The organism is Delftia tsuruhatensis (assembly GCF_903815225.1).
Classification (GTDB): Bacteria; Pseudomonadota; Gammaproteobacteria; order Burkholderiales; family Burkholderiaceae_C; genus Comamonas; species Comamonas tsuruhatensis_A.
In genome coordinates this window covers 5,231,177-5,246,547 of the sequence record NZ_LR813084.1, presented here as the reverse complement: position 1 = coordinate 5,246,547, position 15,371 = coordinate 5,231,177, and the positions used below count along the sequence as shown (strand labels likewise).

The window sequence follows — 15,371 nt, the reverse complement described above, 5'->3', positions numbered from 1 at the left end:
GGGGTCAATCGAGAGTCACGCCCGTGGAGCGCGCCAGGTCCAGCGCCACGGGCAGGAAGGCGGCATAGGCGGCGCCGGCTTCGGCGGGGGTGTTGCCCCTGGGCTCCAGGCCCAGGGCCTGCACGCGCTGGCGCACCGGGGGCTCGCGCATCACGGCGCCCACCTCGCGGCCCAGGCGCTCGACGATGGCGTCGGGCGTGCGCGCGGGCACCATCAGCGAGATCGATCCGGTGATGGCGTAGACGGCCTCCCGGTAGCCTTGCTCCGCGAAGGTGGGCACGTCGGGGAGGACGTTGCTGCGGGCGGGCCCCGCCACGGCCAGGGCGCGCAGCTTGCCGGCGTCGATGAAGGGCTTGAGCGTGGCGGCCGAGCCCAGCGTCATCTGGATCACGCCGCTGATGAGGTCGATGGACATGGGCCCCTCGCCCTTGTAGGCCACGTGCAGCGACTGCAGGCCGTAGGCCTTGTCCATGAAGACCTGCACCTGGTGCGGCTGCGTGCCCGCGCCCCAGGACCCCATGGCGTACTTGCCCGGCGACTGGCGCACGGCCTCGACCAGGGACTTGAAGTCCCTGGCCGGCACGGCCGGGTTGACGGCCATCACCATGGACGGCGTGACCACGTCCGAGACCATGCGCAGCTCGGTGCGCGGGTCGTAGGGCAGCTTCCTGTAGAGCACGAGATTGGCCGTGATGGGACCGGGCACGGTCAGCAGCAGGGTGTAGCCGTCGGGCGCGCTCTTGGCCACATGCTCGGTGGCGATGATGCCGCCCGCACCGCTGCGGTTGTCCACCACCACGGGCTGGCCCAGGCGCCTGGCCAGGCCTTCCGCCAGGATGCGCGCCACGGTGTCGGTGGAGCCGCCGGCCTGGTATTGCACGACGATGCGCACGGGGCGGGACGGATAGCGGTCCTGGGCGAGGGCGGCGCCGCCGCCCAGGGCGGTTGCGGCCCACAGGGCGGCGCTCAGCACGGAGGTTTTCATGGAAGCCTTTCTGCAAGGGAGGGCAGGGGTGTCGCGGCGCATGCGGCCTCCCGTCCGATGACCAGCGCGTCGACGGCCACACAGCCTCCCTCGGCTCGCGGGCGGGCGATCAGCGGATTGATCTCGGCGCTGTCCAGCGTGGCGCCCGCCTGTTCGGCGAAGCCGGCCAGCGCGCACAGCGTGTCGGCGATGGCGTCCAGGTCCACGGGGGCGCGGCCACGCGCACCGTCCAGCACGGCGAAGGCGCGCAGCTCGCGCACCATGGCCAGTGCGTCATCGCGGGTGACGGGCAGCACACGCAGCGAGACGTCGCGCAGGATCTCGGAGTGGATTCCGCCCAGGCCGAACATCAGCACCGGGCCGAAGACGGGGTCGCGGTGCACGCCGGCAATGCACTCCACGCCGCCCTGCACCATGGGTGCGGCCAGCGCTCCGTCGATGCAGGCCTCGGGCCGCGCCTGGCGCGCGCTGGCCAGGATGCGCGCGAAGGCGGCTTCGCCGGCCCCCGCATCGGCCAGATTCAGCGCCACACCACCCACATCGGATTTGTGCGGGATGTCGTCGCTGTGGACCTTGAGCACGATGCGGCCGCCCAGTGCCTGCACGGCCTGTGCCGCCTCCTGTGCCGTGCGTACCAGCCGGTGCGGGACCACGGGCACGCCGGCCTCGGCGAGCAAGGCCATGCTGCGTTGCTCGGACTGCGCACCGGGCGGCAGGGGCCGTGCGCCATGCGCACCCGGCGCAGCGGGCTGCGCGGCGCACACCGGAGCTTTCGGCAGGGATGCCAGCGCGCCGATGCAGCGGATGGCCGTGCCCGGATCGGCGAACACCAGGCAGCCCATGGCCTCCAGCGCATCGCGGCGCTCGGGCGGGCACAGGGTGCTGACGGCCAGCAGGGTGTCGGGGTGCTCCGCCCGCAGCTTGCGCACCAGGGCCTGGAGCACGGGCCAGAAGGCATCGGACAGGCCGCCCGCCGCGAAGAAGCCCAGCCAGCTGTCGAAGCGCCGGTCGGCCAGCATCAGGGATGCGCTGCGCTCCAGCAGCGTCATGTCGTTGGTGACCTGCCCGGTGATGTCCACCGGATTGCGCGGCGCCGCGAAGGGCACCCATTCGCGCAGCTGGCGCTGGGCCGCATCGGACAGCGGCGCCACGTCCAGGCCCGCTGCGCTGGCGTCGTCGGCCATCATGGCACCCACGCCGCCCGAGACCGTGAACAGGCCGATGGACTTTCCCCTGGGTGCCCTTGCGATGGAGGCGCTGGCCGCCAGCGAGAAGAAGTCGCTGATCGAATGCGCGCGCAGCACGCCGTAGCGGCGGAACACGGCGTCATGGACGGCGTCGTTGCCCGCCAGCGAGGCCGTATGCGAGGCGGCCGCCGCCGCGCCCAGCGCGCTGGTGCCCACCTTGCACATGACCACGGGCTTGCCATGCGCCTGCGCCAGGGCCAGGGCCGCGCGCAGCCGGGGGCCGTCGCGGCAGCCTTCCATGTAGGCCATGATCACGTCGGTCTCGGGGTCCTGGGCCAGCCAGGCCAGGCCATCGGCCAGCTGCACGTCGGCCTCGTTGCCGGTCGTGGCCCACAGGGACAGGCCCAGTCCGCGCTCGCGCGCCAGACTGTAGGCATAGGCACCGAAGGCGCCCGACTGGCTGACCATGCCGATGCGCCCGGGCCGTACCAGGCCCGCGCCCGGTGCGGGCGAGAAGGTGGCATAGACCTGGTGGCCGGGCCGCATGAAGCCCAGGCAGTTCGGACCGATCAGGCGTATGCCCGCCGCCCGTGCGCGCTGCGCCAGGGCCTGCTGGGCGGCCGTCCCCTCGGCGCCGGTCTCGGCATAGCCCGATGAGAAAAGCACCATGGACCGCACACGCGCGGCGGCTGCATCCTCCAGCACGCCGGCCACCTGCGACTGCGGCACGGCGACGATGGCCAGGTCCACGGGCGCGCCGATGGCGGCCAGCCGTTCATGGGCGGGCAGGCCCTGCACGCGGCCGGCACGCGGATTCACGGCATACAGGTCGCCGCCATAGCCGAAGCGCAGCAGATAGTCCAGCGGGATGCCGCCGATCTTGCTGGCCTGGTCCGAGGCGCCGACCACGGCGATGGAGCGCGGCGCGAACAGGGCGTCGAGTCGGGCGGTGTCGAAGAAATCGCTGTCGGTCATGGGGCCGTCCTCAGAAGTTGTGGCGCACACCCAGCGCAAGGGACCGCACGCCGTCGCCGCTGTTGGTGGCCACCGGCACGTTGGCGATGGCGGCCGAGGCATTGGCCGCATTGCCCAGCTGCAACCAGCGCGCGTACAGCTGGGTGCGCTTGCTCAGCGCATAGTCGTAGCCCAGCGTCCAGGTGTTCTGGGCGCGGTCCGTGCCGCCGACCTCGCGCCGCGCCACCGAGGCCAGCAGCCGGGAGCGTGCATCCAGGCTCCACTCGGCGCCCAGCTGGACCAGCTTCGCCTTGGGGGTGCCAGAACGGTCCACACGGTTGACGACGTAGTTGCCCGTCAGGCGCAAAGGGTCCAGTGCGTCCCAGCTGGCCGACAGGGCCTGGTAGTGGCTGGTGGCGGGCGTGGCCACGGGTGCGGCGGCGCTGCCTTCCACGGATTTCTGGAAGCTGTAGGCCAGGAACCAGGGTTTCTGGTTCCAGCCCAGCGTGGCGCCATGGAGGCGGCCGTTGCTGCTGTGGGGGGAGGGCGCTTCGCCGAAGGCGTAGGCCAGGTCCACCAGCCAGGGCTGGCTGGCCGGCGTGCGGTAGCGCAGCATGTTGTTGGCGCGGGCGGCGAAGGGGCGCATGCCGGGCTGGGCATCGGTGGCGGAGACCAGATTCAGCGAGGAGAACAGCGCGTTCATGCCCAGCGGGTCGGCGCGGAACAGGGCGCTGAACATGGGCGTGTACATGCGGCCCATCTCCATCGATCCCCAGCCGCCGTGCAGCCCGACGAAGGCCTGGCGAGTGAAGGCCAGGCCCGGGCCGGGGATGGTGCCCAGGCCCGTGTCGGGCGCCACGCCGGCTTCGAGCATGAACTGGGCGCGCAGGCCGCCGCCCAGGTCCTCGCGGCCGCGAAAGCCGACGCGCGAGGCCGCGCTGCCGCCATCCTCCAGACGGCTCAGGCGCGTGGCGCCCGATTTCGCGCTGTTGATGTGGACGTCGACGATGCCGAACATCTCCACGCTGCTGCCCTGCGCCCACGCGCCGGTGCCCAGGGCCGCCATGCCGCCGGCGGCCAGCCAATGCTTGTGCTTCACGAACTTGTCTCCTTGGTAGCGCCCCGGATGCTTTGCCCGGTGGCTTGCTTGCTACTATCCCGAGCGGCAGGGGATGCACTCTGTCAAGCCATTGACAAATGGCGGCACATGGGCCCCGGACTAACCCGCGGCCTGTGAATTCGCGAGACAACCATGCGTTCCAAGCCTGCCCCCGAAGCCGATCCGTCGGCGCTGATCCGCCGAGCGTTGGGCCTGTGCCGCATGCTGCGCAACTGGCCCGCCGAGGTGCTGGACGAGCTGGCCGCGCTGTCGCGCCTGGGCCGCTACGGGCGCCACCAGCAGGTGCGCGCGGCCGACCCCAGGCGGCGCGAGGTGCTGGTGGTCGCCTCGGGCTGCGTCGAGGTCGGCGGCGTGGACGCCATGGGCGCGCGCTTCGTGCTGTCCATGCACGGCGCGGGCGACATCGTGGGCCTGGCGCGGCTGCTGGAGGACACGCAATTCGTCTACGACTACCACGCGCACGAGCCCACGGTGCTGGTGGAGATACCGGGCGAATCCTTCCTGGCCCTGCTCGACGCCCACCCGCTGCTGTGGAAGGACATCTGCCTGCTGGTGCTGGCACGCATGCACGAGCTGATCGTCATCCAGCAGCGCCACGCCTTCGGCAGCCTGGACAACCGCGTGGCCGAGCTGCTGGCACGGCTGGCACAGACCCATGGACAGCCGGCGGCGGATGGGCGGGGCGTGGTACTGCGCATCTCGCAAAGCGACCTGGCGGCCATGCTGTCGGTCTCGCGCCAGACCATCAACAAGGAACTGCGCCTGCTGGAGCAGCGCGGCCTGCTGCACGCCGCCTATGGACGATTGACCCTGCTGGACCTGGCGGGCCTGGCCGGCGGCGGCACGGCGATGGGACAATAGCGCACCATGACCGCACCCCTCGACACCCTCACGATCACCCGACCCGACGACTGGCACCTGCACGTGCGCGATGGCGAAGCCATGCGCAGCGTGGTGCCGCACACGGCCGCGCAATTCGCGCGCGCCGTCATCATGCCCAACCTCAAGCCGCCGGTGACCACGGCCGCCCAGGCGCTGGAGTACAAGCAGCGCATCCTTTCGGCCGTGCCCGAAGGCCTGGCCTTCGAGCCGCTGATGACGCTGTACCTCACCGACAACCTGCCGCCCGAGGAAATCGTGCGCGCCAAGGCCGCCGGCGTCGTCGCCTGCAAGCTCTACCCGGCCGGCGCCACCACCAACAGCGACCACGGCGTCACCGACCTGCGCAAGATCTACCCGACGCTCGAAGCCATGCAGCGCGAAGGCCTGCTGCTGCTGGTGCACGGCGAGGTCACCAGCAGCGACATCGACCTGTTCGACCGCGAGGCCGCCTTCATTGACCAGCACCTGATCCCGCTGCGCCGCGACTTCCCCGAACTCAAGATCGTCTTCGAGCACATCACCACGCGCGAGGCCGCGCAGTACGTGACGGGGGCCGACCGCTTCGTGGCCGCCACCATCACGCCCCAGCACCTGCTGTTCAACCGCAACGCCATCTTCACGGGCGGCATCCGTCCCCACTACTACTGCCTGCCCGTGCTCAAGCGCGAAACCCACCGCCTTGCCCTGGTCGAGGCGGCCACCAGCGGCTCGGCCAAGTTCTTCCTGGGCACGGACAGCGCCCCGCACGCGGCCCATCTCAAGGAACACGCCACGGGCTGCGCGGGCTGCTACAGCGCCCACGCCGCCATCGAGATGTACGCCGAGGCCTTCGACAAGGCCGGCGCCCTGGACAAGCTCGAAGCCTTCGCCAGCTTCAACGGCCCGGACTTCTACAGCCTGCCGCGCAACACCGGCACCATCACCCTGGCGCGCGAGAGCTGGACACCGCCCGACAGCTTCGCCTTCGGCGAGGCGCAGTTGAAGCCCCTGCGCGCGGGCGAGGCCTTGCCCTGGAAGCTGGTTTAGGGCCTGTTCACCCTCATGTGGGGTCGCGAAGCTGTCTGCCAGCCCGCCAATCAAGGCGCGCGACGCCGTGCGTGTGCCCACACGCACAAGGAGCGCAACGCCGAGTGGCGGGCTGGCAGGCAGCTTCCCTTCGGGCAACGCGATCCCCAGATGAGGGTGAACATGCCCTATGCTGAGGGCCCAGCCACCCGCCAGAGGATTGCCATGCCTGAGCCGCAACCGCGCATCGCCTTGCTGATCGACGCCGACAACGCGCCGGCCGAGATGATCGACGAGATCCTGACCGAGCTGTCGACCTTCGGCGTCATCGACATCCGGCGCGCCTACGGGAACTGGACCAAGCATTCCCTGGGGGGCTGGCAGCGCAAGCTGCTGGACTTCGCGCTGCGGCCCATGCAGCAGTTCGACTACTCCAAGCACAAGAACGCCACCGACATGGCGATGACGGTGGATGCGATGGAACTGCTCTACACGGAGCGGCCCGACGCCTTCGGCATCGTCTCCTCGGACGCCGACTTCACGCCCCTGGTCATGCACCTGCGCTCCAAGGGCGCGGCGGTCTACGGCTTCGGCATGGCCCAGACGCCCCAGCCCTTCGTCAACGCCTGCTCGCGCTTCCTGTACCTGGAGGCGCTGGGCGATGCGGCTCCGGCCAATGGTGTCGAGGCGGGGCAGGACAGCGGGCAGGCGGTGCCGCCCGTGGCGGCGCCGGCCGCAGCAGCCGCACAGGCGCAACCCGTGCCCCGCAACGGAGGGGACAAGGAACGCCCACCCGCCGGACAGGAGACCGTGGCCGAGGCCCAGCCATCGGCCCAGCGCCCCTGCCTGCGCGTGCCCACCCAGGAATTGCGCCAGGACACCCGCCTGCTGAACCTGCTGCGCAGCGCCGTCAACGCCACGCAGGACGAAAGCGGCTGGGCCCACGTGGGCGCGGTGGGCGCGCAGATCGGCAACAAGGCCTCGTTCGACGCGCGCAACTATGGCTATGCCACGCTCACCAAGCTGCTGGCCGCCACGCAGGCCTTCGAGATGCGCGACGAAGGCACCTCGCGCGTGGCCGTGCGCGACAAGCGCCAGGCCAGGGCGCAAGCCCGGCCGGCGGCCAATTGACCTTCTCTGCCATCGACTGGCGGGCACCTTGGCTGCATGGACTGCGCGCGCCGGGCGAGGCCGCCTGCGCGCTGCTGGCGCAGGGCCTGCCCGTCTGGCGGGCCTTGCAGCCGCTGGCCGACACGCAGGAGCTCCCCTGGCGATTCGTGCCGCAGCAGGACCTGCCCGAAGGCATGGCCTACGAGCAGTTCATCTTCGAGACGCGCTGCATTCCCACGCGCGACAACCTGCACGACTTCTTCAATGGCCTGATCTGGCTGCGCTGGCCCGCGCTCAAGCGCCGCTGCAACGCCTTGCAGGCCGGTGCCATCGCCGAGGCCGGGGTGGGCGCGCGGCGCGGGCCGCTGCGCGATGCCGTCACCGTGCTGGACGAGAACGGCGCCCTGCTGCTGGCACCGGCCGCCCTGTGCGAGGCCTTGCGCCACAGGCGCTGGCGACAACTGTTCGTCGAGCACCGCGCGCTGTGGCAGCAGGCCCGGCTGCTGCCCATCGGCCATGCGCTGCTGGAAAAGCTGGTGCATCCGCGCAAGCCCATCACCGCGCATGTGCTGTGCGTGCACACCGATGGTGCACGGCAGCCGCTGCCGCGGGACGCCGCACAAGCGGACATCGACGGGTGGCTGGCCGGCAGCGAATGGTTGCAGGCCGGGGTGCTGGCGCGCAAGCCGTTCGCGCCTTTGCCCCTGCTCGGAATACCGGGCTGGTGGCGCGAGAACGAGAACTTTTCCTTCTATGATGACTCTCTCGTGTTCCGAGCGCCCCGTTCCGTACAAGCATCACAACAAGGAATGACAACGGCGCAGCGCCTGGCTTGAAAACAGCCGGGTCGGGCCTTACTTTTCAACGCTGTAGGGCCCAGATCCTTCCCCTTTCCCCACTTTGTGGAGAACCCACTGATGAAACGCATCGCACTTTTTCTTTTGACCAACGTCGCCGTCGTGGTGGTGCTGGGCATCGTCGCCAGCCTGCTGGGCGTCAACCGCTATCTCACGTCCAACGGCCTGAACCTCGGGGCCCTGCTGGGCTTCGCCTTCATCATGGGCTTTGGCGGCGCCATCATCTCGCTGCTGATCTCCAAGCCCGTGGCCAAGTGGAGCTCGGGCGTGCACGTGATCAACGAGCCGCGCAATGCCGATGAGGCCTGGATCGTCAACACCGTGCGCGGTTTCGCCGACCGCGCCGGCATCGGCATGCCCGAAGTCGGCATCTACGAGGGTGAACCGAATGCCTTCGCCACGGGCGCGTTCAAGAACTCGGCCCTGGTGGCCGTGTCCACGGGCCTGCTGGAAGGCATGACGCGCGAGGAGGTCGAGGCCGTGATCGGCCACGAGGTCGCCCACATCGCCAACGGCGACATGGTGACCATGACCCTGATCCAGGGCGTGATGAACACCTTCGTGGTCTTCCTGTCGCGCGTCATCGGCTACGCCGTGGACAGCTTCCTGCGCAAGAACGACGAAAACAGCTCGGGCCCCGGCATCGGCTATTACGTGACCACCATCGTGCTGGACATCGTGCTGGGCTTCCTGGCCGCCATCATCGTGGCCTGGTTCTCGCGCCAGCGCGAGTTCCGCGCCGACGCCGGCGCCGCCCAGCTCATGGGCCGCAAGCAGCCCATGGTCAACGCCCTGGCCCGCCTGGGCGGCATGCACCCGGGCGAACTGCCCAAGAGCGTCGCCGCCATGGGCATCACCGGCAACATCGGCAAGCTGTTCTCGACGCACCCCCCGATCGAGGAGCGCATCGCTGCACTGCAAAACGCGCAGAACCTCTGAGCGACCGATCCCGCCGCTACGTTTGGCGGCGGATCTTTACCCAGGCTTCACAAGCCCCTGTCAACAACCGGCAGGGGCTTTTTCGTTGTATCTGCATGGCCGCCGAGAGTGCGGCCAGGAGTGCATCGTGAAGTCTCTTGCTGTTTCCTCGGCCGGCCGCCGCATGATCCCGGCCCTGGCCCTCGTGGCCGCCACTGCCGTCCTGACCGGCTGCGTCGTGGCACCCGCCTACCCCGTGGCGCCCTCGGGCGAAGTGGTCTATGCGCCCATGGCGCCGCCGCCACTGCAGACCGAGGTGATCCCGGTCGCGCCTTCGCCGGTCCATGTCTGGATCGCCGGCTCCTGGGGCTGGGGTGGCGGCCGCTATGCCTGGCGGCCCGGCTACTGGGCCGCGCCGCCGCATCCCGGCTACGGCTGGCGCCCCCACGCCTGGGAGCATGGCCCGCGCGGCTGGTACCAGCGGCCCGGCGGCTGGTATCGCCGCTGAGTCAGGCGGGCGTCGCGTCGGCGCCGCCTGCCTGGCCTGCCTTGGCCAGCAGGAAGTCGATGCAGGTGCGTACGGCGCGTGTCTGGTGGCGATCGGGCAGGTACAGCAGGTACATGTGGGTGCCGAAGATGCTGAGCCGGTACTCCTGCAGGGTCAGCAGCACTTCGCCGCTGGCCACCTTGTCCTGCACCACATAGTCGGGCACCAGGCCCACGCCCAGGCCCGCCAGGATGCCCTGGCGCAGGAAGGGGAAGTGCTCCGAGATCATGGTCGGCGCCAGCAGCACCTCCTGGCGCTCGCTGCCCTGGTAGGCCGACAGGCGCAGCTGGCGGCCCATCACGCCGGCCGTGATCAGCGGGCTGTTGCGCAGCTCGTAGAGCGTGCTGGGCAAGCCGTGCTGCTGCGCATACTCGCGTGAGGCACAGGCCACGTAGTGCACATTGCCCAGGCTGCGCGCGATCACCGACAGCGGCGGCTCCTGGATCACGCGGATGGCGATGTCCACCTCGTCGCGCAGATGGTCGGCGCGGTTCTCGAACAGCACGTCCAGCACGATGGCCGGATACAGCCGCTTGAACTCGATCAGCCAGTCGCTCATCACGATCTGCCCATAGCCGCTGGGCACGCTCAACCCCACGCGCCCCGCCATTCCCTGTCCCAGCGACGTGATCGTCTCGCGCGCCGACAGCATCTCGTTCTGGATCGCGCGGCCATGCTCGTACATCCGCAGGCCCACCTCGGTCGGTTCCACGCGCCGCGTGGTGCGCCGCACCAGCTGCACCCCCACCGACTTTTCCAGCTGCGTCAGGTGATAGCTCACATTGGCCCGCGTCATCTTCAGCTTGCGCGCCGCCTGGCTCAGATTGCCGCTGTCGATGATTTCCACCAGCAGCGTCAGCGAATTCAGATCCATTTCAGTTCACCAAAGCAAAACGGCAAGCGTAGGAGCAGAGCCTTCAAAACCGGCGGGGCCCAACACCAGGGACGCCGAGCAAGAGCCGCCTCGCGGCGGGGGCGCCTAGCTGAGGGCGTTGTCCCCCTCCCCCGCGAAGCGGGTAGAGAGGGGGAAGGCGCGTAAGCGCCTCAGGGGGTGCTTAACACTGTCAAATCCGTTTTTACAGTCTGTCAATCATTCATGGGATTGTAAAGAACCATTGTCGTGGCAAGAATGGATGTTTTGAGTGGAAAACCCAAGTTCGGAGACATGCAGATGAGCGAACAAGCCCAGGCTTCCGTGGTCCAGACACGCCGTGACGGCGATGTGCTGGTGGTCAGCATCAACAACCCTCCCGTGAATGCCCTGGGCCAGGCCGTGCGCGCCGGCCTGCTGGCCGCCGTGGAGCAGGCCGAATCGGATGCTGCCGTCAAGGCCGTGCTGATCGTGGGCGAGGGCAAGGCCTTCATCGCCGGTGCCGACATCCGCGAATTCGGCAAGCCCGCCATGCCGCCGTCGCTGCCCGAGGTGCTCAACCGCATGGAAGCCTCCAACAAGATCGTGGTCGCCGCCATCCATGGCCCTGCCCTGGGCGGCGGCCTGGAAGTGGCCATGTCGGCCCATTACCGACTGGCCTTGCCGGCTGCCCAGCTCGGCCTGCCCGAAGTCAACCTGGGCCTGCTGCCCGGCGCCGGTGGCACGCAGCGCGCACCGCGCCTGATGGGCGTGGCGGCAGCCGCCGACCTCATGCTCACCGGCAAGCACCTGTCGGCCAAGGCCGCGCTGGCCGCCGGCCTGGTGGACAAGCTGGTGGACGGCACCGACGCCACGGCCGCAGGCCTGGCCTATGCCAACGAGCTGCTGGCCGCCCAGGCCGCGCCGCGCCGCACGCGCGACATTGAAATCGCCGACAAGCCCGCTGCCCTGGCTGCGCTGGACACGCTGGCGGTCGACACCGCCAAGAAGAGCCGTGGCCTGTTCTCGCCCCTGAAGATCGTGGAATGCGTGCGCGCCGCCGTGGAGCTGCCCTTCGACGAAGGCATCGCCAAGGAGCGTGCCCTGTTCGTGGAATGCCTGAACAGCCCGCAGCGCGCCGGCCTGATCCACGCCTTCTTCGCCGAGCGCGAAACCGCCAAGATCCCCGAGGCCAAGGCCGCTGCGCCGCGCCACTTCGCCAAGATCGCCGTCATCGGCGGCGGCACCATGGGTGCCGGCATCACGGTGTCCGCGCTGGACGCGGGCCTCACGGTGACCATGATCGAGCGCGATGCCGACTCCATCGCGCGCGGCCAGGCCAATGTGGAGAAGGTCTACAACGGCCTGATCGCCAAGGGCCGCATGACCGAGGAGGCCAAGGCCGCCATCCTGGCCCGCTACACACCCAGCACCTCCTATGACGCAATCCGAGATGTGGACCTGGTGATCGAGGCCGTGTTCGAGGACCTCGAAGTCAAGAAGGCCGTGTTCAAGGAGCTGGACCGCGTCTGCAAGCCGGGCGCCGTGCTGGCCACCAACACCTCCTACCTGGACATCGACGCCATTGCCGCCGCCACCTCGCGCCCGCAGGACGTGATCGGCCTGCACTTCTTCAGCCCCGCCAACATCATGAAGCTGCTGGAGATCGTGGTGCCCGCCAAGGTGGCGCCCGACGTGGTGACTACGGCCTTCGAGCTGGCCAAGCGCATGAAGAAGGTGCCTGTGCGCGCCGGCGTCTGCGACGGCTTCATCGGCAACCGCATCCTGGCCGTCTACAAGCAGGCTGCCGACTACATCATGGAAGACGGCGCCAGCCCCTACGAGATCGACGAGGCCGTGCGCGGCTTCGGCTACCCGATGGGCCCGTTCCAGGTCACCGACCTGGCCGGCGGCGACATCGGCTGGGCCACGCGCAAGCGGCGCGCGGCCACGCGCGATCCCAAGGCCCGCTACGTCGAAGTGGCCGACCGCGTCTGCGAGCGCGGCTGGTTCGGCCAGAAGACGGGCCGGGGCTTCTACCTCTACCCGCAGGGCGCGCGCGTCGGACAGCCCGACCCCGAAGTGCTGGCCATCGTCGATGCCGAGCGCGCCAAAAAGGGCGTGACGCCGCGCCAGTTCACCCCCGAGGAAATCATGCGCCGCTACATGGCCGCCATGGTCAACGAAGGCGCCAAGGTGCTGGAGGAGGGCATCGCCCTGCGTCCGCTGGACATCGACGTGACCTTCCTGTCCGGCTACGGCTTCCCGCGCTTTCGTGGCGGCCCCATGAAGTGGGCCGACATGCAGGGCCTGGACAAGGTGCTGGCCGACATCCGCGAATTCGCCAAGGAAGATGCGCTGTTCTGGAAGCCCGCGCCCCTGCTCGAAAAGCTGGTCGCCGAAGGCCGCGACTTCGAAAGCCTGAACAAGGCGGCATAAGCCGCCCCCGCGTTCCCCGCCATGCCCTTGACCCGCTCCGTCCAACGCAGAGCGGGCAGGGCCGTGCACAACCACAACAATTTTCCAGAGACAAGCAAGGACCGACCATGCGCGAAGCCGTCATCGTTTCCACTGCCCGCACGCCCCTGACCAAGTCGCACCGCGGCGAGTTCAACGTCACGCCCGCCGCCCAGCTGGCGGCCTTCTCGGTCAAGGCCGCCGTCGAGCGCTCCGGCATCGACCCGGCCATGATCGAGGACCTGATCCTGGGCTGCGGCAACCCCGACGGTTTCCAGGGCCGCAACCTGGGTCGCCAGGCCGTGCTGCGCGCCGAGCTGCCGCTGTCCATCGCGGGCACGACCATCACGCGCTACTGCGCCTCGGGCCTGCAGTCCATCGCCGTCGCGGCGGGCCGCATCGTCGCCGAAGGCGTGGACGCCATGATCGCGGGCGGCGTGGAGACCATCTCCGGCATCCGTCCCGGCAACAACCTGCCCACCGACATGGACCCCTGGCTGGTCGAGCACAAGCCCGCCCTGTACATGGCCATGATCGACACGGCCGACATCGTGGCGCGCCGCTACGGCATCCGCCGCGAGGACCAGGACGCCTTCTCGCTGCAAAGCCAGCAGCGCACGGCCGCTGCCCAGGCCGCCGACCTGTTCAAGGACGAAATCATTGCCTGCGCCACGCGCATGGCCGAGAAGAACAAGGACACGGGCGAGATCACCTACCGCGACGTGGTCGCCACCCAGGACAACTGCAACCGCGCCTCCACCACGTTGGAAGGCCTGGCCAAGCTCGAGCCCGTGAAGGGCCCGGACCAGTTCATCACGGCCGGCAATGCCTCGCAGCTGTCCGATGGATCCTCGGCCTGCGTGCTGATGGAAGCCAAACAGGCCGAGCGCCTGGGCCTGTCGCCGCTGGGCGCCTTCCGGGGTTTTGCCGTGGCCGGCTGCGAGCCTGACGAGATGGGCATCGGCCCGGTCTTCGCCGTCCCCAAGCTGCTGGCGCGCCACGGCCTCAAGGTCGAGGACATCGACCTGTGGGAACTCAACGAGGCCTTTGCCTCCCAGGCCCTGTACTGCCAGCGCAAGCTGGGCATTCCCAACGAGCGCCTGAACGTCAACGGCGGCGCCATCTCCATCGGCCACCCCTTCGGCATGACGGGTGCGCGCCTGGCGGGCCACATCCTGCTGGAAGGCCAGCGCCGCAAGGCCAAGTGGGGCGTGGTCACCATGTGCATCGCAGGTGGCATGGGCGCCGCAGGCCTGTTCGAAATTTATTGAGGACACAGCAATGGATTTGCAATTCACCCCCGAAGAACTGGCCTTCCGCGACGAGGTTCGCAGCTTCCTCAAGGACAAGCTGCCCGAGGACCTGTCGCACAAGGTCAAGAACGGCCTGCAACTGAGCAAGCAGGACATGGAGCGCTGGCACGCCATCCTCAACGCGCGCGGCTGGCTGGCCAACCACTGGCCCGAGCAGCACGGCGGCCCGGGCTGGAGCGCGGTGCAGAAGTTCATCTTCGAGCATGAATGCGCGTTGGCGGGCACGCCGCGCATCGTGCCCTTCGGCCTGAGCATGCTCGGCCCCGTGCTCATCAAGTACGGCAACGAGGCGCAGAAGGCCCACTGGCTGCCGCGCATCCTCAATGGCGCCGACTGGTGGTGCCAGGGCTATTCGGAGCCGGGTTCGGGTTCGGACCTGGCCTCGGTCAAGACGTCTGCCGTGCGCGATGGAGATCACTACATCGTCAACGGCCAGAAGACCTGGACCACGCTGGGCCAGCACGCCAACATGATCTTCTGCCTGGTGCGCACCAACCGCGAGGCCAAGGCGCAGCAGGGCATCAGCTTCCTGCTGGTGGACATGAACTCGCCCGGCGTGGAAGTGCGCCCCATCATCACGCTGGACGGCGAGCACGAGGTCAACGAAGTCTTCTTCACCGACGTCAAGGTGCCCGTGGAGAACCTGGTCGGCGAAGAGAACAAGGGCTGGACCTACGCCAAGTACCTGCTGACCTACGAGCGCACCAACATCGCGGGCGTGGGCTTCTCGGTGGCCGGCCTGGAAAAGCTCAAGGCCGTCGCCGGCCGCATGCTGCGCAATGGCAAGCCGCTGACCCAGGACCCGCTGTTCGCGGCCCGCCTGGCCAAGGTCGAGATCGACCTGGAGAACATGAAGACCACCAACCTGCGCGTGATCGCCGCCGTGGCCGGCGGCGGCGTGCCGGGCGCCGAAAGCTCCATGCTCAAGATCCGCGGCACCGAGATCCGCCAGGAAATCCTGTCCCTGGTGCGCCGCGCCATGGGCCCCTACGCCGCGCCCTTCATCGAAGAGGCCCTGCAGGCCGGCTACGACCAGCCCGCCATCGGCGACGCGGCTGCCGCCACGGCCGCCGCCGCGTACTTCAACTACCGCAAGCTGTCGATCTTCGGCGGCTCCAACGAAATCCAGAAGAACATCATCTCGAAGATGATCTTGGGCCTGTGACCGGCAGCAAGGAATACGGAA

Annotated in this window: 13 protein-coding genes; 9 read left to right on the top strand and 4 right to left on the bottom strand. The window is 69.0% G+C overall.

Features of this window, described 5'->3' with window-relative positions; genetic code table 11:
• Positions 1–4: 4 nt before the first annotated feature.
• From L1Z78_RS23875 to L1Z78_RS23865, 3 genes are read right to left on the bottom strand one after another with little or no spacing between them, the layout of a single operon-like run.
• A complete protein-coding gene (locus L1Z78_RS23875) occupies positions 5–985 on the bottom strand; it encodes a Bug family tripartite tricarboxylate transporter substrate binding protein (protein WP_418921648.1) in 981 nt (326 codons plus the stop codon).
• Positions 982–3,147: an acetate--CoA ligase family protein gene (locus tag L1Z78_RS23870; protein WP_234638816.1), complete on the bottom strand. Its 2,166-nt coding sequence runs from the start codon at positions 3,145–3,147 to the stop codon at positions 982–984. Before L1Z78_RS23870 ends, L1Z78_RS23875 begins: the two co-directional genes overlap by 4 nt.
• A gap of 10 nt (positions 3,148–3,157) precedes the next feature.
• Complete coding sequence (locus tag L1Z78_RS23865) at positions 3,158–4,225, bottom strand: porin (protein WP_234638815.1); 1,068 nt, start codon at positions 4,223–4,225, stop codon at positions 3,158–3,160.
• A 153-nt stretch (positions 4,226–4,378) separates the two neighbouring features.
• Between L1Z78_RS23865 and L1Z78_RS23860 the strand changes: the two genes are divergently transcribed.
• The 6 genes from L1Z78_RS23860 to L1Z78_RS23835 all read left to right on the top strand — a co-directional run bounded on the left by L1Z78_RS23860 (position 4,379) and on the right by L1Z78_RS23835 (position 9,526).
• Complete coding sequence (locus L1Z78_RS23860) at positions 4,379–5,107, top strand: Crp/Fnr family transcriptional regulator (protein WP_234638814.1); 729 nt, start codon at positions 4,379–4,381, stop codon at positions 5,105–5,107.
• 6 nt (positions 5,108–5,113) lie between these two features.
• Positions 5,114–6,154 (top strand): dihydroorotase, encoded by a 1,041-nt coding sequence (gene pyrC / locus L1Z78_RS23855; RefSeq protein ID WP_234638813.1) that lies wholly within the window; start codon positions 5,114–5,116, stop codon positions 6,152–6,154.
• Positions 6,155–6,358: 204 nt separating this feature from the next.
• Positions 6,359–7,264 carry an NYN domain-containing protein gene (locus tag L1Z78_RS23850; RefSeq protein ID WP_234638812.1) on the top strand — a complete coding sequence of 302 codons (906 nt, stop codon included), beginning with the start codon at positions 6,359–6,361 and terminating at the stop codon, positions 7,262–7,264.
• Positions 7,261–8,079 (top strand): DUF3025 domain-containing protein, encoded by an 819-nt coding sequence (locus tag L1Z78_RS23845; RefSeq protein ID WP_234638811.1) that lies wholly within the window; start codon positions 7,261–7,263, stop codon positions 8,077–8,079. Before L1Z78_RS23850 ends, L1Z78_RS23845 begins: the two co-directional genes overlap by 4 nt.
• A gap of 81 nt (positions 8,080–8,160) precedes the next feature.
• On the top strand, positions 8,161–9,039 hold the full coding sequence (gene htpX, locus L1Z78_RS23840; protein ID WP_234638810.1) for a protease HtpX: 879 nt from the start codon (positions 8,161–8,163) through the stop codon (positions 9,037–9,039).
• Between the two features lie 163 nt (positions 9,040–9,202).
• Complete coding sequence (locus L1Z78_RS23835) at positions 9,203–9,526, top strand: hypothetical protein (protein WP_418921717.1); 324 nt, start codon at positions 9,203–9,205, stop codon at positions 9,524–9,526.
• 1 nt (position 9,527) lies between these two features.
• Here the strand turns inward: L1Z78_RS23835 and L1Z78_RS23830 are convergent, their stop codons facing one another.
• Positions 9,528–10,439 (bottom strand): LysR family transcriptional regulator, encoded by a 912-nt coding sequence (locus L1Z78_RS23830; protein ID WP_234638808.1) that lies wholly within the window; start codon positions 10,437–10,439, stop codon positions 9,528–9,530.
• A 297-nt stretch (positions 10,440–10,736) separates the two neighbouring features.
• Between L1Z78_RS23830 and L1Z78_RS23825 the strand changes: the two genes are divergently transcribed.
• The 3 genes from L1Z78_RS23825 (at position 10,737) to L1Z78_RS23815 (ending at position 15,350) form a co-directional block, all read left to right on the top strand.
• Positions 10,737–12,854 carry a 3-hydroxyacyl-CoA dehydrogenase NAD-binding domain-containing protein gene (locus tag L1Z78_RS23825; RefSeq protein ID WP_234638807.1) on the top strand — a complete coding sequence of 706 codons (2,118 nt, stop codon included), beginning with the start codon at positions 10,737–10,739 and terminating at the stop codon, positions 12,852–12,854.
• Between the two features lie 107 nt (positions 12,855–12,961).
• The gene (locus L1Z78_RS23820) at positions 12,962–14,143 is read left to right on the top strand and encodes an acetyl-CoA C-acyltransferase (RefSeq protein WP_234638806.1); all 1,182 of its coding nucleotides are present in this window, start codon (positions 12,962–12,964) and stop codon (positions 14,141–14,143) included.
• Between the two features lie 10 nt (positions 14,144–14,153).
• Entirely contained in the window at positions 14,154–15,350 is a 1,197-nt protein-coding gene (locus L1Z78_RS23815; protein WP_234638805.1) for an acyl-CoA dehydrogenase family protein, read from the top strand.
• Positions 15,351–15,371 lie beyond the last annotated feature (21 nt).

Bases quoted from the DNA above. Each gene is read 5' to 3' on its own strand.
- L1Z78_RS23820 (WP_234638806.1), top strand. From the start codon at position 12,962: ATGCGCGAAGCCGTCATCGTTTCCACTGCCCGCACGCCCCTGACCAAG.
- L1Z78_RS23825 (WP_234638807.1), top strand. From the start codon at position 10,737: ATGAGCGAACAAGCCCAGGCTTCCGTGGTCCAGACACGCCGTGACGGC.
- L1Z78_RS23870 (WP_234638816.1), bottom strand. From the start codon at position 3,147: ATGACCGACAGCGATTTCTTCGACACCGCCCGACTCGACGCCCTGTTC.
- L1Z78_RS23835 (WP_418921717.1), top strand. From the start codon at position 9,203: ATGATCCCGGCCCTGGCCCTCGTGGCCGCCACTGCCGTCCTGACCGGC.
- L1Z78_RS23830 (WP_234638808.1), bottom strand. From the start codon at position 10,439: ATGGATCTGAATTCGCTGACGCTGCTGGTGGAAATCATCGACAGCGGC.
- L1Z78_RS23850 (WP_234638812.1), top strand. From the start codon at position 6,359: ATGCCTGAGCCGCAACCGCGCATCGCCTTGCTGATCGACGCCGACAAC.
- htpX (WP_234638810.1), top strand. From the start codon at position 8,161: ATGAAACGCATCGCACTTTTTCTTTTGACCAACGTCGCCGTCGTGGTG.
- pyrC (WP_234638813.1), top strand. From the start codon at position 5,114: ATGACCGCACCCCTCGACACCCTCACGATCACCCGACCCGACGACTGG.
- L1Z78_RS23815 (WP_234638805.1), top strand. From the start codon at position 14,154: ATGGATTTGCAATTCACCCCCGAAGAACTGGCCTTCCGCGACGAGGTT.
- L1Z78_RS23860 (WP_234638814.1), top strand. From the start codon at position 4,379: ATGCGTTCCAAGCCTGCCCCCGAAGCCGATCCGTCGGCGCTGATCCGC.
- L1Z78_RS23875 (WP_418921648.1), bottom strand. From the start codon at position 985: ATGAAAACCTCCGTGCTGAGCGCCGCCCTGTGGGCCGCAACCGCCCTG.